Annotated in this window: 22 protein-coding genes and 2 tRNA genes; 17 read left to right on the forward strand and 7 right to left on the reverse strand. The window is 67.1% G+C overall.

Features of this window, described 5'->3' with window-relative positions; translation table 11 throughout:
• Positions 1-2151: a sodium-translocating pyrophosphatase gene (locus ABDZ95_RS09410; RefSeq protein WP_343793041.1), complete on the forward strand. Its 2151-nt coding sequence runs from the start codon at positions 1-3 to the stop codon at positions 2149-2151.
• Positions 2152-2225: 74 nt separating this feature from the next.
• Here ABDZ95_RS09410 and ABDZ95_RS09415 read toward each other — a convergent pair whose 3' ends face one another.
• Entirely contained in the window at positions 2226-2702 is a 477-nt protein-coding gene (locus ABDZ95_RS09415) for an outer membrane protein assembly factor BamE (RefSeq protein WP_343793043.1), read from the reverse strand.
• Between the two features lie 87 nt (positions 2703-2789).
• On the opposite strand from ABDZ95_RS09415, the gene ABDZ95_RS09420 reads away from it, so the two are divergent.
• From ABDZ95_RS09420 to ABDZ95_RS09450, 7 genes are all read left to right on the forward strand, one after another.
• Positions 2790-3314, forward strand: coding sequence for a ubiquinol-cytochrome C chaperone family protein (locus tag ABDZ95_RS09420; protein WP_343793045.1), 525 nt, complete (start codon positions 2790-2792; stop codon positions 3312-3314).
• Positions 3311-3829 carry a YceD family protein gene (locus ABDZ95_RS09425; RefSeq protein ID WP_343793047.1) on the forward strand — a complete coding sequence of 173 codons (519 nt, stop codon included), beginning with the start codon at positions 3311-3313 and terminating at the stop codon, positions 3827-3829. Before ABDZ95_RS09420 ends, ABDZ95_RS09425 begins: the two co-directional genes overlap by 4 nt.
• 89 nt (positions 3830-3918) lie before the next feature.
• Positions 3919-4995, forward strand: coding sequence for a phosphate acyltransferase PlsX (gene plsX / locus ABDZ95_RS09430; RefSeq protein ID WP_343793049.1), 1077 nt, complete (start codon positions 3919-3921; stop codon positions 4993-4995).
• Positions 4992-5969, forward strand: coding sequence for a beta-ketoacyl-ACP synthase III (locus tag ABDZ95_RS09435; protein WP_343793051.1), 978 nt, complete (start codon positions 4992-4994; stop codon positions 5967-5969). The genes plsX and ABDZ95_RS09435 overlap by 4 nt, the downstream gene beginning before the upstream one ends.
• Before the next feature lie 76 nt (positions 5970-6045).
• Positions 6046-6348, forward strand: coding sequence for an integration host factor subunit alpha (locus ABDZ95_RS09440; RefSeq protein WP_343793053.1), 303 nt, complete (start codon positions 6046-6048; stop codon positions 6346-6348).
• 2 nt (positions 6349-6350) lie between these two features.
• Positions 6351-6788: a MerR family transcriptional regulator gene (locus tag ABDZ95_RS09445; RefSeq protein WP_343793055.1), complete on the forward strand. Its 438-nt coding sequence runs from the start codon at positions 6351-6353 to the stop codon at positions 6786-6788.
• A gap of 55 nt (positions 6789-6843) precedes the next feature.
• Positions 6844-6920, forward strand: a tRNA-Pro gene (locus tag ABDZ95_RS09450).
• 78 nt (positions 6921-6998) lie between these two features.
• Here ABDZ95_RS09450 and ABDZ95_RS09455 read toward each other — a convergent pair.
• The 3 genes from ABDZ95_RS09455 to ABDZ95_RS09465 form a co-directional block, all read right to left on the reverse strand.
• The gene (locus ABDZ95_RS09455) at positions 6999-7133 is read right to left on the reverse strand and encodes a hypothetical protein (protein ID WP_343793057.1); all 135 of its coding nucleotides are present in this window, start codon (positions 7131-7133) and stop codon (positions 6999-7001) included.
• An 89-nt stretch (positions 7134-7222) separates the two neighbouring features.
• Positions 7223-7417, reverse strand: a complete 195-nt coding sequence (locus ABDZ95_RS09460; protein ID WP_343793059.1) for a DUF2842 domain-containing protein — start codon at positions 7415-7417, stop codon at positions 7223-7225.
• On the reverse strand, positions 7417-7668 hold the full coding sequence (locus ABDZ95_RS09465) for a transglycosylase (RefSeq protein ID WP_343793061.1): 252 nt from the start codon (positions 7666-7668) through the stop codon (positions 7417-7419). The genes ABDZ95_RS09460 and ABDZ95_RS09465 overlap by 1 nt, the downstream gene beginning before the upstream one ends.
• A gap of 137 nt (positions 7669-7805) precedes the next feature.
• Here ABDZ95_RS09465 and ABDZ95_RS09470 point away from each other — a divergent pair, with 137 nt between their 5' ends.
• From ABDZ95_RS09470 to argC, 4 genes are all read left to right on the forward strand, one after another.
• On the forward strand, positions 7806-8879 hold the full coding sequence (locus tag ABDZ95_RS09470) for a COX15/CtaA family protein (RefSeq protein WP_343793063.1): 1074 nt from the start codon (positions 7806-7808) through the stop codon (positions 8877-8879).
• Positions 8880-9060: 181 nt separating this feature from the next.
• Positions 9061-9534: a 50S ribosomal protein L13 gene (gene rplM, locus ABDZ95_RS09475; RefSeq protein WP_343794272.1), complete on the forward strand. Its 474-nt coding sequence runs from the start codon at positions 9061-9063 to the stop codon at positions 9532-9534.
• A gap of 2 nt (positions 9535-9536) precedes the next feature.
• Positions 9537-10031: a 30S ribosomal protein S9 gene (gene rpsI / locus ABDZ95_RS09480; protein WP_343793065.1), complete on the forward strand. Its 495-nt coding sequence runs from the start codon at positions 9537-9539 to the stop codon at positions 10029-10031.
• Between the two features lie 88 nt (positions 10032-10119).
• Positions 10120-11055 carry an N-acetyl-gamma-glutamyl-phosphate reductase gene (argC, locus tag ABDZ95_RS09485; protein ID WP_343793067.1) on the forward strand — a complete coding sequence of 312 codons (936 nt, stop codon included), beginning with the start codon at positions 10120-10122 and terminating at the stop codon, positions 11053-11055.
• Positions 11056-11059: 4 nt separating this feature from the next.
• On the opposite strand, the gene ABDZ95_RS09490 is transcribed toward argC, so the two are convergent.
• Genes ABDZ95_RS09490 through phaC form a run of 3 tightly spaced genes read right to left on the reverse strand, consistent with a single transcriptional unit; the run spans position 11060 to position 14609 of the window.
• Entirely contained in the window at positions 11060-12232 is a 1173-nt protein-coding gene (locus ABDZ95_RS09490; RefSeq protein WP_343793069.1) for a serine hydrolase domain-containing protein, read from the reverse strand.
• A 38-nt stretch (positions 12233-12270) separates the two neighbouring features.
• Positions 12271-12651 (reverse strand): hypothetical protein, encoded by a 381-nt coding sequence (locus ABDZ95_RS09495; protein WP_343793071.1) that lies wholly within the window; start codon positions 12649-12651, stop codon positions 12271-12273.
• Complete coding sequence (gene phaC / locus ABDZ95_RS09500) at positions 12648-14609, reverse strand: class I poly(R)-hydroxyalkanoic acid synthase (protein WP_343793073.1); 1962 nt, start codon at positions 14607-14609, stop codon at positions 12648-12650. Before phaC ends, ABDZ95_RS09495 begins: the two co-directional genes overlap by 4 nt.
• 74 nt (positions 14610-14683) lie before the next feature.
• Here phaC and ABDZ95_RS09505 point away from each other — a divergent pair, with 74 nt between their 5' ends.
• The 5 genes from ABDZ95_RS09505 to ABDZ95_RS09525 all read left to right on the forward strand — a co-directional run bounded on the left by ABDZ95_RS09505 (position 14684) and on the right by ABDZ95_RS09525 (position 18607).
• Positions 14684-15139, forward strand: coding sequence for a hypothetical protein (locus ABDZ95_RS09505; RefSeq protein WP_343793075.1), 456 nt, complete (start codon positions 14684-14686; stop codon positions 15137-15139).
• Between the two features lie 59 nt (positions 15140-15198).
• The gene (gene glpX / locus ABDZ95_RS09510; protein WP_343793077.1) at positions 15199-16155 is read left to right on the forward strand and encodes a class II fructose-bisphosphatase; all 957 of its coding nucleotides are present in this window, start codon (positions 15199-15201) and stop codon (positions 16153-16155) included.
• Positions 16155-17957, forward strand: a complete 1803-nt coding sequence (gene recJ, locus ABDZ95_RS09515; protein ID WP_343793079.1) for a single-stranded-DNA-specific exonuclease RecJ — start codon at positions 16155-16157, stop codon at positions 17955-17957. Before glpX ends, recJ begins: the two co-directional genes overlap by 1 nt.
• An 83-nt stretch (positions 17958-18040) precedes the next feature.
• Positions 18041-18115: transfer RNA gene (locus ABDZ95_RS09520), tRNA-Glu, on the forward strand.
• A gap of 99 nt (positions 18116-18214) precedes the next feature.
• The gene (locus ABDZ95_RS09525; protein WP_343793081.1) at positions 18215-18607 is read left to right on the forward strand and encodes a response regulator; all 393 of its coding nucleotides are present in this window, start codon (positions 18215-18217) and stop codon (positions 18605-18607) included.
• Positions 18608-18692 lie beyond the last annotated feature (85 nt).

Genomic DNA, 18692 nt, shown 5'->3' on the forward strand with positions numbered 1-18692 from the left:
ATGAGTAACTATCTGTGGCTTGTCATAGCCGCAGGCGCGCTGGGGGTCCTTTACGGGGCCATCCAGACCGCCGTCTTGATGAAGGCCTCGACGGGCAACGAGCGGATGCGTGAGATCGCCGCCGCCATCCAGGAAGGGGCCTCCGCCTATCTTCGTCGCCAGTACATGACCATCGGCGCCGTCGGCGTCGTCATCCTGATCGCCGCCTGGCTACTGATCGGACAATGGGCCGCGCTCGGCTTCCTGATCGGGGCCGTTTTGTCCGGCGCTGCCGGGTTCGCCGGCATGCTGATCTCGGTCCGCGCCAACGTGCGGACCGCGCAGGCCGCGTCTGAAAGCCTGTCCAAAGGTCTGGACCTCGCCTTCCGCTCGGGCGCCATCACCGGCATGTTCGTGGCTGGTGGCGCCCTGCTGGGCGTGGCGGGCTACTATGCCTTCATGACCCAGGGACTGGGCATGGCCGGCTCTGATCGTGAAGTGATTGACGGTCTGGTCGCGCTGGGCTTCGGCGCCTCGCTGATCTCGATCTTCGCCCGTCTGGGCGGCGGAATCTTCACCAAGGGCGCCGACGTCGGCGGCGACATGGTGGGCAAGGTCGAGGCCGGCATCCCTGAGGATGACCCCCGCAACGCCGCGACTATCGCCGACAACGTGGGCGACAACGTCGGCGACTGCGCCGGCATGGCCGCTGACCTGTTCGAGACCTATGCCGTCACCATCGTGGCGACCATGGTCTTGGCCGCCATCTTCTTCCGCGGACAGCCCTACGTCGACGTGATGATGCTGCTTCCGCTGGCCATCTGCGGCGTCTGCATCGTGACCTCGATCATCGGCGCCTTCTTCGTTCGTCTGGGCAAGAGCCAGAACATCATGGGGGCCCTGTATCAGGGTCTGATCGTTACCGGCGTCCTGTCCGTCGGCGCGGTCTGGTGGGTCATCACCACCTTGGTGACCGGACCCGTCGTCACGAGCGGCGGGCTGATCATCGAACCGATGAACCTCTTCTGGTCAGGCATGGTCGGCCTGATCGTGACGGCGGCCATCGTGGTGATCACCGAGTACTACACCGGCACGGGCTTCCGTCCGGTGAAGTCGGTCGCCAACGCCTCGGTCTCCGGACACGGCACCAACGTGATCCAGGGTCTGGCCATGTCGCTGGAATCCACCGCCCTGCCGGCGCTGACCATCATCATCGGCATTGTGGTCACCTATCAGCTGGCCGGCCTGTTCGGCATCGCCATCGCCACCACGACCATGCTGGGCGTGGCGGGGATGATCGTCGCGCTGGACGCCTTCGGCCCGGTCACCGACAACGCCGGCGGCATCGCCGAGATGGCGGGTCTTCCGCCGGAAGTCCGTCACTCGACCGACGCGCTGGACGCCGTAGGCAACACCACCAAGGCCGTCACCAAGGGCTACGCCATCGGTTCGGCCGGCCTCGGCGCACTGGTGCTGTTCGCCGCCTACACCGAAGACCTCAAGCACTTCTCGGCCGAGGCTCTTCCGGGCAGCTTCTTCGATGGTCTGGGCACGGTCGCCTTCGACCTGACCAACCCCTACGTCGTGATCGGTCTGCTGTTCGGCGGCCTGCTGCCGTTCCTGTTCGGCGGCATGTCGATGACCGCCGTCGGGCGTGCGGCCGAGGCCGTCGTGGCCGAGGTTCGTCGCCAGTTCCGCGAAAATCCCGGCATCATGACCGGGCAGGTCAAGCCGGAGTACGGCAAGGCCGTCGACATCCTGACAAGCGCCGCGATCCGCGAGATGATCGTGCCGTCGCTGCTGCCGGTTCTGTCGCCGATCGTGCTGTTCACCGTCGTGCTCTGGATCCAGCCGGACAAGGCCAATGCCTTCGCCGCGCTTGGCGCCATGTTGATGGGCGTGATCGTCACCGGCCTGTTCGTCGCCATCTCGATGACCTCGGGCGGCGGCGCATGGGACAACGCCAAGAAGGTCATTGAAGAGGGCTTCACCGACAAGAACGGCGTCGTCCACGGCAAGGGCTCGGAGGCTCACAAGGCCGCCGTCACCGGCGACACCGTCGGCGATCCCTACAAGGACACCAGTGGTCCAGCCGTGAACCCGATGATCAAGATCACCAACATCGTCGCCCTGCTGCTTCTGGCGGTGCTGGCGAGCGGCAAGATCGTCTGATCCGGGCTGCCTGAAAGAAAGACGCCCCGGAGAGCGATCTCCGGGGCGTTTTGCTTTGGCGATGGTCCGGACAATCAATCCGGGCGGCGCTGACCGGGCATGTCTTCCTCGGTCCGCGGCAGCTGGCCACGGGCCACGTTGCCCAGCAGCTGCTCGAGAATCGTCAGCTGGCGACCGCGGGTCGGGGTCTCGCGTGCATTCATCGTGACGCGCTCGCCATCCTCGAGGCCGAGGGTCGTTACGTCCGACACCTGTCCGGCATCGTTGAAGGTGATCTGGGTGATCGACCGCTGGGTCACCTGCGGGCGGTTGTAAGTGTACTTCTCGGTCACCTGGCTCATGTAGTACCAGACGTTCTCGCTCTCGAAGGTCGAGGTCGTCGAGGGGCTGCCCAGCTTGGTCAGCACCGTCTGGCGCGTATCGGTGCCGGCCACGATGTCGGCGGGCCGGGAATCGATCGCCTGGAAGCCGTTCTGGCCCACGACAGGGGCGCAGGCTGCGGTGGTGGCGGCGACCGACAGGGCGGCGATCAGGAGTTTCGTGCGGTGCATTCAGGGCGCCTGCGAATAAACAAGGTCTTTGACCTAGCCGGACCCGAGCCTTAGTTCAACGGCGCGGCGGAAAAGGGGCCGTATGACATGCTTCAGAATCTCTTCCGGACCCGCCGCGAACGCCTGGGCCAGCCGCTGTACGAACTGGCGGTTCAACAAGCCCGCGACCCGCGCTTCTATACGCAGCTGGGCGTCGCGGACCGCATCGACGCGCGTTTCGAGCTCTATACCCTCCACGTCCTGCTGCTGAACATGCGGCTGCGCGACGAGGGCGAGCGCGGCGCCGAGGCCGGGCAGCAGATGTTCGACATCTATGTCTCCCAGCTGGATCACACCCTGCGGGAACTGGGCGTCGGCGACATCTCGGTCGGCAAGAAGATGCGCAAGCTGGGTGAGTCGCTCTATGGCCGGATGACCGCTTGGGAATCGGCGCTGAAAGCTGAGGACCGAGACGCGTTGAAAACCAGCATCGCCCGCAATGTCTACGAGAGCGACGACACTGAAGCCGGCGCCGCGCTGGCCGCCTATGCCCTTGCCAGCCGCCGCGCCCTTGCCGCCCAGTCTTTCGACGACGTCATTTCGAAACCGGCCTGGTCGGAGATCGCCGCATGAACGCCCCTTCGCTCGCCTACAGCGACCCCGTTCGCCTGCATCAGGTCGGCGCCGGTGTGAGCCGCACGCTTAAGCCCGATGACGCCCAGCGCGCGCGTATTGCAAAGGCGCTGGATCTGGCGTCGCTCGACAGTTTCGAGGCCGATGTGCGTCTGGAGCCCTCGGCTGGCGGCTGGACCCTGTCCGGCCGGGTTCGCGCCCACGCGGTGCAGACCTGCGGCCTGACGCTCGAGCCTCTGCCGGTCGATGTCGACGAGGCCTTCTCGATCCCTCTGACCGAGTCGGAGGAACCGCGCGGCGAGGACGAGGAGATCGAGATCACGCTCGAGGACGAGTCACCCGATGTGATCGAGGACGGCGTCGTCGATCTCGGCCAGTACGCGGTGGAGCAACTGGCGCTTCAGCTGGACCCGTTCCCGCGCAAGCCCGGTGCGGAGTTCGTCCAGCCGGAAGAGCCTGCGGAAATCTCGCCCTTCGCCGTTCTGAAGACGCTGCGGCCCTCCAACGAAGGTTGACGTCGCGTCGACGCGGTTGCATCCCCCCGATGCGGCGGTATCGTCCGCCTGACAAGCGCCCGTGAGCGGCGTGACGGAGTCGAAACGACTTGCCATCCCCCATTCTGATTTCGCTCGACGCCATGGGCGGAGATCACGGTCCGTCCGTGGTCGTCGGCGGCGTGCGTGACTATCGCGCCCGTCACGGCGGCGAGGGCGTTCGCTTCCTGCTGCATGGTGACGAAGCCGCGATCCGCGCCGAGATGGCGAAATGCGGTCTGGGCGAGGATGTCTGCGAGGTTCGGCACACCGACAAGGTGGTCGCCATGGACGAGAAGCCTGCCCAGGCCATGCGCCGCGGCAAGGGCTCGAGCGTCTGGAACGCGATCGAGGCGGTGAAGACGGGGGAGGCCGCCGCCGTCGTGTCGGCGGGCAACACCGGCGCGCTGATGGCGATTTCGAAGCTGCTGCTGCGCATGTCGGCGCCCGGCCTGGAGCGCCCCGCGATCGTGGCCAGCTGGCCTACCTTCAAGGGCATCACCGCGGTGCTGGACGTCGGCGCCAATGTCGAGAGCGACGCGGCGCAACTCGTCGAGTTCGCCATCATGGGCGAGGCCTTCATGGCGGCGGTCCACGGCGTCGACAAGCCGACCGTGGGTCTGCTGAATGTTGGCTCCGAGGACATGAAGGGCCATGAGGAGGTCCGCGAGGCCGCCCGCCTGCTGCGCGAAGGCGGTTTCAATCTGGACTATCGCGGCTTCGTCGAGGGCGACGACATCGCCAAGGGCACCGTCGACGTCGTCGTGACCGACGGCTTCACCGGCAACATCGCCCTGAAGACCGCCGAGGGCGTGGCCAAGTTCATCGGGACGCTCATGAAGGAGGCCCTGACCTCCAGCCTGATGGCCAAGGCCGGTGCGGCGCTGGCCTATCCGGCCCTGAAGGCGATGAGCGCGAAGATCGATCCCAACGCCATCAACGGCGGCCCGCTGCTGGGCCTGAACGGCATCGTCGTGAAGAGCCACGGCGGCGCGACGGCTGCGGGCTTCGGCTCGGCCATCCGGATCGCTGTCGATCTGGGCCGCAGTGACTATATGACCAAGGTCGGGACCAGCCTCCAGCGGCTGACCGCCGTCCTTGAACATCCGCCCGCATCCCCCGCGGCGGACATGGAGACTTCCCAGTGAGCGTTACCCGCAGCGCCGTGACAGGCGTCGGTTCCTTCCTTCCGGAACAGGTCGTCACCAACGCGGATCTGGCCGCCATCGTCGATACGTCCGACGAGTGGATCCAGGAGCGCACGGGCATCAAGCAGCGTCACAAGGCCCGCGACGACCAGCCGACCAGCGATCTCGCCGTCGAGGCCGCGCGCCGCGCCCTGATCGACGCCGGCAGGTCTCCCGAGGACGTCGACCTGATCGTTGTCGCCACCACGACGCCGGACATGACCTTCCCGGCCACCGCCTCTATCGTGCAGCGCAAGCTGGGCGCGCCGGTCGGCATCGCCTTCGACGTCCAGGCCGTTTGCTCGGGCTTCGTCTACGCCATGAGCGTCGCCGACGGTTTTGTCGCCCGCGGGCTGGCGAAGTGCGCCGTCGTCATCGGCGCCGAGGAAATGACCCGGCTGATGGACTGGACCGACCGGACCACCTGCGTCCTGTTCGGCGATGGCGCCGGCGCCGTGGTGATGGAGCCGCGCGAAGGGCAGGGGACGACCGCCGATCAGGGTGTGCTGGGCTTCGCCCTGCGCTGCGACGGCAACAAGACCGACCTGCTGTATGTGGACGGCGGGCCGGCGACGACCGGCTCCGTCGGTCATCTGCGCATGGCCGGCAACCAGGTGTTCCGCCATGCGGTCGTGAACATCGCCGAGGCTGTCACCGCAGCCTGCGAGGCGTCGGGGCTGCAGATCGCGGACATCGACTGGTTCGTGCCGCATCAGGCCAACCAGCGGATCATCAAGGGCGTTGGCGACCGTCTGGGTCTGGATGAGGACAAGGTTATCTCGACCGTCGCCACCCACGCCAATACTTCTGCGGCATCGATCCCGCTGGCGCTCGACGCCGCCATCAAAGACGGCCGGATCAAGCGCGGCGACATGGTTCTGGTCGAGGCCATGGGCGGCGGCCTGACCTGGGGCGCCTGCGCCTTTCGTCTCTGACGCGTATAATCAGCTTTCCATTTGACGACGCTTGCCCTTTTATGGGCGAAACGGACCAATCCCCGGGGAGCGAAACGTGACGCAGACACTGACGCGGGCGGATCTTTGCGAAGCCGTTCACGACGAAGTGGGCCTGTCGCGACAGGAGTGCTCCGTGATGGTCGAGCGCACCCTCGAGCTGATCGTGGAGTCGCTGGAGCGCGGTGAGACCGTGAAGTTGTCGGGCTTCGGCGTCTTCCAGGTTCGTGAGAAGCGCGCCCGCATGGGACGGAACCCCAAGACGGGTGAACCGGCGGCGATCAATCCGCGTCGGGTCATCAGCTTCCGCGCCTCGCAGATCATGAAGGGCCGGGTGCACGACGCCGTCGTCACCGACTGATCGTGGCCAAGAGTCCCAACGCCTTTCGCACCATTTCGGAAGCGGCCGAGGAGATCGGCGCGCCCCAGCACGTGCTGCGGTTCTGGGAAACCAAATTCACCTTCGTCGCGCCTCTGAAGCGGGCCGGCGGTCGTCGTTTCTACCGGCCGCAGGATGTCGTCCTGCTGAAGGCCGTCCGCCGGCTGCTGCACGACGAAGGACTGACCATCAAGGGCGTCCAGCGTCTGTACAAGGAGCAGGGCGTCAAGAAGCTCGCCTCGTGGGGCGATCCGGATGGTCTTGTGTCTTTCGAACCGGATGGTGCGGCCGCGCCATCGACGCCGGAGCCCATCGTCGCCCCTGAACCAAAGGGTGGTTCGTCGGTGCGTCTGCGTCAGGTTCTGGCCGATCTTGAAGGCGCGCGAGCGCGTCTGGACGCCGTCCTGTCGCGAACCGCCTGATCCGCGTCTTTTTCGGTTTGCGCCAGCCGCGACGCCGTCTATAGGGAGCGCCTCTCGGAGCGTGGCGCAGCCTGGTAGCGCACTTGACTGGGGGTCAAGGGGTCGCAGGTTCGAATCCTGTCGCTCCGACCATTCAAAGCCTGCTTTCAATGGTCGCGAAAAGGGCGTCCGGTCGATGACTGGACGCCCTTTTTCATTCTTCCAAGCCGGTTACTTCGCCGGAGCCTCGCGCTTGGCTCCGCACAGGTCGCAGAACTCGCGCTTGCCGTCATAGCGGCGGTCCGGCCGCCAGCGATGGCGCTTGCAGCGCATCTGACGGATCAGCTTGCGGATAGCTCTGAACATTCCAACTCGACGTGCGATGATCGTGAATCGACAAAGGATGAAACCCGCATAGCGGGAGCATCATGTCTCTGCGAGGATTTAACGACGGACTATCCGCGCTCGGCCCATTTGAACAGGGGATAGAGCGGGATACCCCAACCGATCCCTGCGACGGCGAATACAACCAGATCGACCAACTGGCCCGGCGGCAGAATGCCGCGCAGGGCGATCGCGCCCCAGATCCAGATGCACAGGAAGACGATCACGCCGATCATCGCGACGAAGCGGCGGGTACGCGGGCCCATCAGCGCTTACTGCGGAACAGGAAGAAAGCGCCCAGGGCGACCGCCGAGGCGATCATCGACCACATCACCCAGGTCCATTCCTCCATGGTCGAGACCGCGAACACCCGGATCGCAAGGAACCAGCCGGCGACGGCGCCCACGCCGGAAACAAGAGAGGTCGCGAACAGACCGCGACGGCCGCCGAGCAGGTCGGCCAGCCACGCCAGCACGAAGGCGCCCAGAACCGCGATGGCGATATCGGCGTACTGCAAATGGGCTCTCCCGACAGATGCGGCGACGTCACGCCGAAAAGCGACTCGATCTCGCCCCGAAGCGGAGGCATACCGCTCCGAACCCTGCGCGACCAGTGACGCGCGGGGACTGTAGCGGTCGGAACGGCAGGCGTCGAATGAAGCGTTTTGGCGGAGGCGAGCAGAGCCGCGCGGTGGCGATCTGGCTCTGGGCCGTGGCGGCCCTGGTGTTCGCCATGGTGGTCGTGGGCGGCGTGACCCGCCTGACGGGTTCGGGCCTGTCGATCACCGAGTGGAAGCCGATCATGGGCGCGCTGCCGCCGATGAACGCCGCCGAATGGAACGAGGTCTTCGAAAAATACCGCGCGATCCCGCAGTACCAGCTGGTCAACGCGGGCATGTCCCTGAACGAGTTCAAGGGCATCTTCTTCTGGGAGTGGTTCCACCGTCTGCTGGGCCGTCTGATCGGCGCAGCCTTCGCCCTGCCGTTCGTGGTCTTCCTGCTGATGCGCAAGGTTCCGCGTCGCCTGATCGGTCGATGCGTGGTCCTTCTGGGCCTCGGCGGCCTTCAGGGGCTGATCGGCTGGTGGATGGTGACCAGCGGCCTCAGCGAGCGCGTCGACGTCGCGCCTGAGCGGCTGGCCACGCACCTGGGCCTCGCCCTGCTGATCTTCATGGGTCTGATCTGGACCGGGCTTGAGGCCTGGAACGGCGAGAACCATTCGCGCCATCCCGCCGGCTGGAGCCGGGCGGCCGGCATCCTGCTGGGCGCCGTCTTCTTCCAGTGTCTGCTGGGTGGTCTGGTCGCCGGGGCCAAGGCCGGCTTCGTCTACACCGACTGGCCGCTGATGAGCGGCGGCTTCTTCCCGCCGGCCGACTGGGGGAAGGGCGCTCTGGCCTTCCTGCACGATCAGGCGCTGGTGCAGTTCAATCACCGCATGGTCGCCTACGCCTTGCTGATCGGCGGGACGATCTACGCCGTGCAGGCGTGGCGCTGGCGTCTGGCCGAGGGGCTGGGCGTCTCCGCATTCGCCGTCGCCGCGGTCCTGTGGCTGCAAGCGATCCTCGGCATCGTCACCCTGATCCACGCGGTGCCGCTGTGGCTGGGCGCGTTGCACCAGGCGGGAGCGGCTCTGGTTCTGGCCGTGGTGACCGTAAACCTGTGGCTGGTGCGCCGTTCGCAGGCTCGTCTGTTCGTTTCCGGACCCCGTTCGCGTGGATTCTCAGTGTGAATTGGTGCGGTATTTTAATACCGGATTGAAAAACACAAGCAATATCAGCTGTATGAGCTGAATGGACGTGCGAAACCGACGTTGACGCGTCCGGTCGCTTCCAGTACTAGCGCGCCTTCCGCTCATCCGGCCCGCCGGGAGAGCACCAGTTTCGCCCGTCTCCCAAGGACTCCTCGTTATGCTGAAGAGCACTACGGCTTCGCTGAAGCCGGCCGAGGTCGAGAAGAAGTGGATCCACATCGACGCCGAAGGCGTCGTGGTGGGCCGTCTCGCGACCTTCATCGCCAACCGCCTGCGCGGCAAGCACCTGCCGACCTACACCCCGCACGTGGACTGCGGCGACTACGTCGTCGTCACCAACGTCGACAAGGTGGTGTTCACCGGCAAGAAGAACACCGACAAGGTCTACTATCGCCACACCGGTCACCCGGGCGGCATCAAGGAAACCACCCCGGCCAAGGTGCTGGGCGGTCGTTTCCCGGAGCGCGTCCTTGAGAAGGCCGTCGAGCGCATGCTGCCGAAGGAGAGCCCGCTGGCTCGCAAGCAGATGACGCACCTGCGCCTGTTCTCCGGCGCCGAGCACTCGCACGCCGCCCAGTCGCCCGAAACCATCGACTTCGCCTCGAAGTCGGCCAAGAACACCCGGAGCGTCTGAGAATGACCGACGTCGCCAACACCGAAACCGCCACCGGCTTCGACGCCCTGAAGGGCCTGTCGGCCTCGGCCGAGGGTGAAGCCCCCGTCGCCGTCCAGAAGCTGGACGCCCTGGGCCGCGCCTACTCGACCGGCAAGCGCAAGAACGCCATCGCCCGCGTGTGGGTGAAGCGCGGCACCGGCAAGATCACCGTCAACGGCAAGGACGTGACCGCCTACTTCGCGCGTCCGGTCCTGCAGATGATGGTCGCCCAGCCGCTGACCGTCACCGAGCGCACCACCCAGTACGACGTGATTTGTACCGTTGAAGGTTCGGGTCTATCGGGCCAGGCCGGCGCCATCCGCCACGGCTTGTCGCATGCCCTGACGCACTACGAGCCGGAACTGCGCAAGGTCCTGAAGCCGCACGGCTTCCTGACCCGCGACAGCCGCGTCGTCGAGCGCAAGAAGTACGGCCGCGCCAAGGCTCGCCGTTCGTTCCAGTTCTCGAAGCGCTAATCGCGTTCTCGCGGTTTGGATTTGGGGCGCTTCGGGGACAACCCGGAGCGCCCTTTTTCTGTCCGGAATCCGGGCGAAGGGCTGACGCATGACCCACACCATCTTCATCGACGGCGAGGCCGGCACCACGGGGCTCGAGATCCGCGAGCGGCTGGAGGCGCGCTCCGATCTGAAACTGATGCTGCTGGGCGACCGTCGGCGCGATGTCGGGGCGCGGCGCGAGGCGTTGAACAGCGCCGATGCGGTCATCCTGTGCCTGCCGGACGATGCGGCGAAGGAAGCCGTGTCGATGATCGAGAACCCGGCTGTGCGCGTCATCGACGCCTCGACCGCCTTCCGCGTTGATCCGGACTGGACCTACGGCTTCGCCGAGATGGCCCCCGGTCAGCGCGAGGCCATCGCCGCCTCGACCCGCGTGTCGAACCCCGGCTGCTATCCGACCGGCTTCATCGGCCTGGTCCGGCCTCTGGTCAGCGCCGGGATCATGCCCGCGGGCTGGCCGGTGACGGTCAATGCGGTCAGCGGCTACTCCGGCGGCGGCAAGGCCATGATCGCCGAGTTCGAGGACGGCGAGGGCGCGCCACCCTTCCGCGCCTACGGCATGACGCTGAAGCACAAGCATGTGCCCGAGATGACGAAGCGCACCGGGCTGGAGCGCCCGGTCCTGTTCGCTCCGGCGGTCGGCGCCTACCGCCAGGGCATGCTGGTCGAGGTTCCGCTGCATCTCTCGGCCCTGCCGGGCTCGCCGTCGGTCGAGGTGGTGCACGGCGCCTTGGCCGAAGCCTATGCCGGCCAGCGCTTCGTCGAGGTGGCCGAGCTTGAGGCGACCGAGGCCATGGCGGGCATCAGCCCCGAGGGCCTGAACGGCACCAACCGCATGCGCCTGCACGTCTTCGGCGACCGCGGCGGCGAGCAGGTGCGTCTGGTCGCCCTGCTGGACAACCTCGGCAAGGGCGCGTCGGGCGCGGCTGTTCAGAACCTCAACCTGATGCTGGGTCTGGACGAGACCGCCGGCCTCAACTGACCGGTCAGTGCTGTGGCGCGGCGTCCACGGCCGCGACCACCTCGGCGATGAAGGCGCGGCGGGCGGCGGAATGCTCCCGGCCCGTAGCGTTCGGCCAGGCCGACAGGATGACGATCACCAGCTTGCGTTCCGGGTCGATCCGGATCGTCTGGCCGAAGATGCCGTAGGCGTTGAACACGCCGTCGTCCTGCGTCCACCACTGATAGCCGTAGCCTTCACCGGGCGAGCCGATGTCGGCCTGTTTCGATCCGGCTTCGGCGAACCAGCTATCGGGCGTGATCCGCTCGCCGCCCACCACGCCGTCCTCCAGCGCCATTAGCCCGACCCGGCCCCAGTCGCGCAGCACGGCCGAGACGCAGCAACCGCCGATCTCGCGCCCGCCCTGATCCAGCGCCCAGAAGGCGTCCGCCTCCATGCCCGCCCGCGACCAGATGCGTTCGGACAGCAACTGCGCCAGCGGCTTGTTCTCGGCGGCGGCGATCAGCGTTCCAACCAGATTGGTCTCGCCGGTCGAATAGTTCCAGCGCGTGCCCGGCTCGGCCTCACGCGGCAGGCGGCTCATGAAGCTGACGACCGGGTTCTGCCCGTCGCGCACCGGCGCCGACAGGAAGCGGGCCACGTCGGAGTCCGGGTCGGTGTAGTCCTCGTTCCAGCGCACGCCCGAGGTCATTGTCAGCAGCTGGCGCAGGGTGACACCGTCATAGCCGCCGCCCGCCAGACCCGGCAGATAGCGCACGACCGGATCGTTCAGACCGTCGATGCTCCCGTCCGCGATCGCTGCGCCCACCAAGGTCGAGGTCAGGCTCTTGGTCATCGAGAATGAAACCCAGCGATCCGTCTCCCCGATCCCGAGCCCGTATCGCTCCAGCCGGATGCGCCCGTCCTGGATCACCAGCACCCCGGCGACCCGCTGGTCTTCCATATAGGCAGACGGATCGACCGCGATGGGCTCGCCCGCGAGCAGGGCGCGCACCGGCCCGTCGCCGCGCGACACCCGGGCGTGCGGCATGACCTTGTCCATGCTGCGGAATGCCCGCTCCCGATCCTGAGGCGACCAGAACAGCACACCGGCCGGTTCGGTTTCCGGCGTCGGACGCTGCTGCTGCGCGCAAGCCGGCGCCGCGAGGGTCAGAGCGGCGACGAGCACGGCGGAGAGAGGGGCAAGGCGATGGTTCATGTGCCAGCCTTACCGTGCGGATCGCCCGCGGCCAAACCTCAGCGCAGGCCGCGCGCCTTCAGGGCTGATTCCAGCGTCACGCCGAACCAGATCGACACGATGATCACCAGCAGACCGTAGTCGTTGCCGGGCCAGAAAACCGGCACTGCGGCCGAAAGAATGACCAGCAACGGGAACAGGCCGGCCCAGACGATCGTCGACGGATTGTCGGCGCTGATCATCGGCGGCCGCTTCGGCATCTTCATCATGCGCTGGAGCATGGGGTTCAGCAGCACGAAGGCTCCGGCGCAGATCACCACCATCAGAATGTTGCGCAGGCCCGAACCATCCGGCCCGTAGAGGCTGGTCGTCACAAGCACCAGGCCGACGGCGAATGCAGTCGAGATGGCCAGCAGCAGATTGGGTTCGAGACGCTTCAAGACTTCACTTTCACATAGGACCCCGGCGCCGGCTCTATCGCCGGAAGCGGGCCTTTTTGCGGGTCACGGGCCGCGACCCAGTCGCCGGACTTGTCATGCAGCCACGCCGCCCAGTGGTTCCACCAACTGCCGGGATGCTCCACCGCCTCCGACTGCCATTCCGCCAAGGTCGGGGGCAGGGCGGCGTTGGTCCAGTGCTGGTATTTGTTGGCCGAGGGCGGGTTCACCACCCCGGCGATATGGCCCGACCCCGCCAGCGTCAGGGTGACGGCGGCGTTCGAGAAGGCGCGGGCCGAGCGATAGACCGAATTCATCGGCGCGATGTGGTCCTCGCGGCTGGCCTGGAAGTACAGCGGGATCTTCACCTTCGACAGATCGACCTTCAGGCCGCCGATCTCGAACTCGCCCTTCGTCAGGGCGTTCTGGCCGTACATCGAGCGCAGATAGTTCATGTGCAGCGCCTTGGGCATCCGCGTCTGGTCGGCGTTCCAGAACAGCAGGTCGAAGGCGGGCGGCGCCTTGCCCATCAGATAGTTCGAAACGAAGAACGACCAGATCAGGTCGTTGGCGCGCAGGGCGTTGAACGTCTCCGCCATCGCCGCGCCGGGCAGCACCCCGCCGGCGGCGTCCATCTGCTGTTCGATCTCGTTCAGCCAGTGCTCGTCGGTGAACAACAGCAGGTCGCCGGCCTCGGCGAAGTCATGCTGGGCCGCGAAGAAGGTGGTCGCCGAGACCCGGTCATCGCCCTTCGCCGCCATATGCGCCAGCGACGCGCCCATCAGCGTTCCGCCAATGCAGTAGCCGATCGTGTTCACATGCTTGGCGCCGGTCTGCTCCAGCACCTTCTCGACGGCGCGATAGACGCCCTTCTCGAGGTATTCGTCGAAGCCGAACCCGGCCTTGTCGACATCCGGATTGACCCACGAGCAGACGAAGACCGTGAAGCCTTGGGCCGACAGCCAGCGGATCATCGAGTTCTCGGGCTGCAAATCCAGGATGTAGAACTTGTTGATCCACGGCGGGAAGATCAGCAGCGGCACGGCCCGCTGCTTGTCCGTCGCCGCATCGAACTGGATCAGTTCGAACAGTTCGTCTCGCCAGACCACCTGACCTGGCGCCGTGGCGACGTTCACCCCGACCTCGAACTGACCGTAGTCGGCCTGGCTGATCTTCAGCTTGCCCGCGCCTCGCTCCATGTCGGCGGCGAAGTTCTGCATGCCGCGCACCAGAGATTCGCCATTGGTTTCGGCCATGGCTTTCAGGGCGACCGGGTTGGAAGCGAGGAAGTTCGACGGCGAGAAGGCGTCTGTCAGCAGTTTGGTGAAGAACTCGGCCCGGCGCTTGGTGCGCGGATCGACGTCGTCCACCGAGGAGACCAGCCCATTCATCCAGTCCGCCGTGACCAGATAGGACTGGCGCATGACGTCGAACATCGGGTTCTCGGCCCAGGCCGGGTCCTTGAACCGCTTGTCCTTCACCGGCGCGCTGGCGACCTCCTCGCCGGCCGCGCGGCGGGCGGTCGAGGCCCACAGGTCCATGTAGCGGTTGAACAGGTCCGCCTGGGCGCTGAACAGCCTGTCGGGGCGAGAGGCGAGGCTGGACATCACCGAAGTCATGGCCGGGCCGACATTGAACGGATCGGGCGACAGGGCCGCCGGGCGATCCGCCTGGCTCAGCGCCGCCTCGGCAATCGCTGCCTGCGCCGTCATGGCCGCCTTGGCGATGTTCAGCGACAGGGTCTCCAGCGCCTCGCGCTGATCGGCTCCGGGGAAGTCGAACGGATTGGCCGCTCCAGCCGATTCGGTATCCGGGGCCGGTTTGGGCTCCGGCGGGGGAGGGGCTGCCGTCTCCTCAAGCTTCGCAGCCGCCTTGGCGCGCGGGCGCGGCGGCTTGGCGGAGGTCGGACGGCCGGAGCGTCGCGGCGCGCGAGGGGCGTCGTCTGCGGGCGGTTTGGCCATACGCGGGGCTCCATCGGAGGTCTGCATTGATCGCAAGGGCGCGGCCGCCCTTCCGCCTGTCACGATCATGGCATATGACCGCCGGTGAAATGAACGCGCCGATCACGAAAATTGCTGCGCTTCTTGTCGCCGCAGCCGGGATTTCCGGTCTGGGGGGCTGCGCCAACGCCTTCAACCCGCGCACGGACACGACCTCGCCGGTCGCGCCGCGCGTGCAGGCGCTGGTGGATGCGAATCGCGAATACCCGCGCTGGGAGGATTTCCCGCGCGCCTCGGCCCCGATCCCGGCGCAACAGTTCGCCGTGCAGGTCAATACGCTGAAGGTCAGCGGAGCGGCTCTGGCCGGCGAGGTGTCGCGCCTGCAGTGGGACCAGACCGGCGACCCGGCCGCCTATGCCGCGGACACCCGCGCCCGGGTCAACGCCGTTCCGGTTTCCCCGGTGACGGCCGAGACCCTGCGCGAGATCGAGGAATTCACCCGCCGGACGCGCGAGCGCGGCCGCGCCCCGCCGCCGATCGACCGGCGCTAGACCCCATCCTTATCGCCCGGACGACAGAATCCGGGGATCCTTCGCTCAGGAGAATGCCCATGGCCGGTTCGGCCCCCTACGCCTCCACGATGGCTGCAGACGCCGCCCGGGTGACCGAGCTGGCCGCCATCGCCTCCTACGCCGGCATCGGCCGGGGCGACGAGAAGGCCGCCGACCAGCTGGCCGTGGACGCCATGCGCACGGCGCTGAACGGCATGGATATCGACGGCAAGATCGTCATCGGCGAGGGCGAGCGCGACGAGGCGCCGATGCTCTACATCGGCGAGAAGGTCGGCACCGGCAAAGGCCCTGCCATCGACATCGCCCTGGACCCGCTCGAAGGCACGACCCTGACGGCCAAGGCCATGGCCAACGCCCTGTGCGTGCTGGCCCTTTCGGAAGGCGGCGGCCTGCTGCACGCCCCGGACACCTACATGGACAAGATCGCCATCGGACCGGGCTTCGCGCCGGGCACCGTCGATCTGGACATGAGCCCGCAGGAGAACGTCCGCTCGCTGGCCTCGGCCAAGGGAGTCGATCCGCGCGACATCACCGTCTGCGTGATGGACCGTCCGCGCCACGCCGACCTGATCGCGGCGCTGCGTGGAGTCGGCGCCAAGGTGCTGCTGATCACCGACGGCGACGTGGCCGGCGTGATCCACACCGCCGAGCCGGAAACCGGCATCGACCTGTATCTGGGCCAAGGCGGCGCGCCGGAAGGCGTGCTGGCGGCGGCGGCGCTGAAATGCGTCGGCGGTCACTTCCAGGGCCGTCTCGTCTTCCGCAACGACGACGAGCGCGAGCGCGCCCGCCGCACCGGCGTGACCGACTTCGACCGCAAATACGACCTGCACGAGCTGGTCGCCAAGGACGCCGTCTTCGCCGCCACCGGCGTAACCAAGGGCGCCATGCTGGACGGCGTTGTGGTCAAGGGCGGCTTCGTCTCGACCCATACGCTGGTGATGGATTCCTCGACGCGGACGGTCCAGCGCATCCGCACGACGCGCCCGTTCTGATGGCCGACGGCGGCGCAGCGCCCGCTTTTCTGGGCGTCTCCCGCTCGCTGTCCGGCCGCGTCTGGCGTCAGCGTCCCGCCGATGCGGGCCTGATCCGTGCGCACATGCAGGCCCTCGACCTGGACGAGCCGCTGGCGCGCGCGCTGGCGGCCCGCGGCGTGCGCGCCGACCAGGGCGCGGACTTCCTGTCGCCGACGCTGAAGGCCCTGTTCCCGGACCCGTCGAGCTTCACCGACATGGACGCCGCCGCCAAGGCCATCGTCGATGCTCTGCAGGCCGGGCAGTCGATCCACGTCTTCGCCGACTACGACGTCGACGGCGCCTCCAGCGCGGCCCTGCTGGTGCGCTGGTTCCGCGCCATGGGCGCCGAACTGCCGATCTACGTCCCCGACCGGATCACCGAGGGCTACGGCCCCAGCGCCAAGGCCTTCGACACTCTGAAGACATCCGGCGCCGACCTGGTCGTCACCGTCGACTGCGGCGCGGCGGCCAATGAGGCGGTGGCCCATGCCGCCGCGATCGGCCTGAACGTCGTCGTGATCGACCACCACCTGATGCGCGAGCAGCCGCCCGCCTGTCTGGCCGTGGTCAATCCGAACCGGCCGGGCTGCAACTCGGGGCAGGGCAATCTCGCCGCCGCCGGTGTAGTCTTCGTGCTTCTGGCCGCCCTGAACCGCGAGGCGCGGGGCAGGGGGCTATTCGAGGGGCGGGACCAGCCGGATATCCGTCAGTGGCTGGATCTGGCCGCCATGGGCGCGATCTGCGATGTCACCGGCCTGACCGGCTTCAATCGCGCCCTGACCAGTCTGGGCCTCAGAGTCATGTCCGACTGGGGCAACCCCGGCCTGCTGGCCCTGCTGGAGGCTGCTGGCAGCGAGCCTGGTCCGGCGAAGGTCAACCACGCCGGGTTTATCCTCGGCCCCCGCATCAATGCTGGCGGCCGCATCGGCAAGTCGGACCTCGGCGCCCGCCTGCTGTCCACCGATGACCCGGCCGAGGCGCGCGCGCTGGCCGCCGAACTGAACGAACTGAACGTCGCTCGCCGCGAGGTCGAGCGTCAGGTCACCGACGAGGCCATCCGCCGTGTGGAGAGCACCGGCGCCCACGATGACGGCTCGGCTGTCGTCGTGGTCGAGGGCGAGGACTGGCACCCGGGCGTGGTCGGCATCGTCGCCGGCCGCCTGCGCGAGCGCTGGCGCAAGCCGGTCATCGTCATCGGCGTCGACGCCATGAACGGCCTCGGCAAGGGCTCCGGCCGCTCCCAGCCCGGCATGAACCTCGGTCGCGCGGTTCAGGCCGCGTGGGAGGAGGGCGTTCTGATCGCCGGCGGCGGCCACGCCATGGCCGCCGGCCTGACCGTACGCGCCGACGGCATCACACGCTTGCGCGACTTCCTGAACGACCGCCTGTCCGGCGAGCAGGCTCACGCCGAGGCCATGGACGCCGTCGAGATCGACGCCCTGATCGAGCCCCGCGCCGCCACCCGCGCCCTGTTCGACCAGTTCGAGGCCCTGGCGCCCTTCGGCCCGGCGAATCCCGAGCCCCTGTTCGCCATGGAGCATGTCGGGGTGCGCGAGCCCGTCGCCATGAACGGCGGCCATGTCCGCTGCCGTCTGGTCGGGGCCGACGGGGCTTCGGTGAAGGCCATCATGTGGCGCTGCGCCGACCTTCCGACCGGCCAGATGCTGCTGTCCGGGCAGGGCGGGCTCAGCGTCGCCGGGCGTCTGAAGGCCGACGACTGGAACGGCCGCCACGGTGTCCAGCTTGAGCTCGAGGACGTCGCCGACCCGCGCATGGCTTAACCGTAACGCTGGTTTCAAAATTCTCGAAAAAAGGCGTTGCAGCCTTCGGAGGCCCCGGCTATATCGCCGCTTCCCCGCGCAGCGGTCCCTTCGTCTATCGGTTAGGACGTCAGGTTTTCAACCTGAAAAGAGGGGTTCGATTCCCCTAGGGACTGCCACGCGGGGCTTTTCCTCCCTCATCGTTGAACGACCGCCGCGGTGCGATTTCGCATCCTGCGCGTTTGGCTTCGCGCGCCCCTGCGCACCGGAGGACCGCCTTGACCCAAGCCGCTGCCGATCGCGTCGTGATCATGGTCGAGGACCATCCCGAAGTGCTGGATCTGGGGCGGGAGATGCTGGAGGACGCAGGGTTCGCCGTCATCGCCTTCGAGACCGCCGATCAGGCGCTAGGCGCGATCGAGGCCGGAGAGCCCTGCGACCTGCTGTTCACCGACATCGTCATGCCGGGAGGCATCGATGGCCTCGAACTGGCGTCGCGCGCGGGCCAGCTGAGACCCGATCTGCCCGTCCTTTTGACCACCGGATGGTCCGACCAGGCCCACGATCAGAAATCGTCCGGATACCCGCTGATCGGAAAACCCTACCGTCAGGCGGATCTTGTTGGTCGCGTGGAGGAATTGCTGGACACGACGCCGACCTCTGACGGTTGAACTAAATTTCGCTGCAACCCTGAGAAACGGCCGTTTTTGCTTCACAGGCATTCACAGAACCGTGTTAAGCAAAAAGCGTGTTCGC

Source organism: Brevundimonas kwangchunensis, from assembly GCF_039523815.1.
GTDB lineage: Bacteria > Pseudomonadota > Alphaproteobacteria > Caulobacterales > Caulobacteraceae > Brevundimonas > Brevundimonas kwangchunensis.

What these genes read in the sequence shown, in the direction of transcription:
- ABDZ95_RS09410 (WP_343793041.1), top strand. Translation starts at nt 1, where the DNA reads ATGAGTAACTATCTGTGGCTTGTCATAGCCGCAGGCGCGCTGGGGGTC.
- ABDZ95_RS09415 (WP_343793043.1), bottom strand. Translation starts at nt 2,702, where the DNA reads ATGCACCGCACGAAACTCCTGATCGCCGCCCTGTCGGTCGCCGCCACC.
- ABDZ95_RS09420 (WP_343793045.1), top strand. Translation starts at nt 2,790, where the DNA reads ATGCTTCAGAATCTCTTCCGGACCCGCCGCGAACGCCTGGGCCAGCCG.
- ABDZ95_RS09425 (WP_343793047.1), top strand. Translation starts at nt 3,311, where the DNA reads ATGAACGCCCCTTCGCTCGCCTACAGCGACCCCGTTCGCCTGCATCAG.
- ABDZ95_RS09455 (WP_343793057.1), bottom strand. Translation starts at nt 7,133, where the DNA reads ATGTTCAGAGCTATCCGCAAGCTGATCCGTCAGATGCGCTGCAAGCGC.
- ABDZ95_RS09460 (WP_343793059.1), bottom strand. Translation starts at nt 7,417, where the DNA reads ATGGGCCCGCGTACCCGCCGCTTCGTCGCGATGATCGGCGTGATCGTC.
- ABDZ95_RS09470 (WP_343793063.1), top strand. Translation starts at nt 7,806, where the DNA reads ATGAAGCGTTTTGGCGGAGGCGAGCAGAGCCGCGCGGTGGCGATCTGG.
- rpsI (WP_343793065.1), top strand. Translation starts at nt 9,537, where the DNA reads ATGACCGACGTCGCCAACACCGAAACCGCCACCGGCTTCGACGCCCTG.
- argC (WP_343793067.1), top strand. Translation starts at nt 10,120, where the DNA reads ATGACCCACACCATCTTCATCGACGGCGAGGCCGGCACCACGGGGCTC.
- ABDZ95_RS09490 (WP_343793069.1), bottom strand. Translation starts at nt 12,232, where the DNA reads ATGAACCATCGCCTTGCCCCTCTCTCCGCCGTGCTCGTCGCCGCTCTG.
- phaC (WP_343793073.1), bottom strand. Translation starts at nt 14,609, where the DNA reads ATGGCCAAACCGCCCGCAGACGACGCCCCTCGCGCGCCGCGACGCTCC.
- ABDZ95_RS09505 (WP_343793075.1), top strand. Translation starts at nt 14,684, where the DNA reads ATGACCGCCGGTGAAATGAACGCGCCGATCACGAAAATTGCTGCGCTT.
- glpX (WP_343793077.1), top strand. Translation starts at nt 15,199, where the DNA reads ATGGCCGGTTCGGCCCCCTACGCCTCCACGATGGCTGCAGACGCCGCC.
- recJ (WP_343793079.1), top strand. Translation starts at nt 16,155, where the DNA reads ATGGCCGACGGCGGCGCAGCGCCCGCTTTTCTGGGCGTCTCCCGCTCG.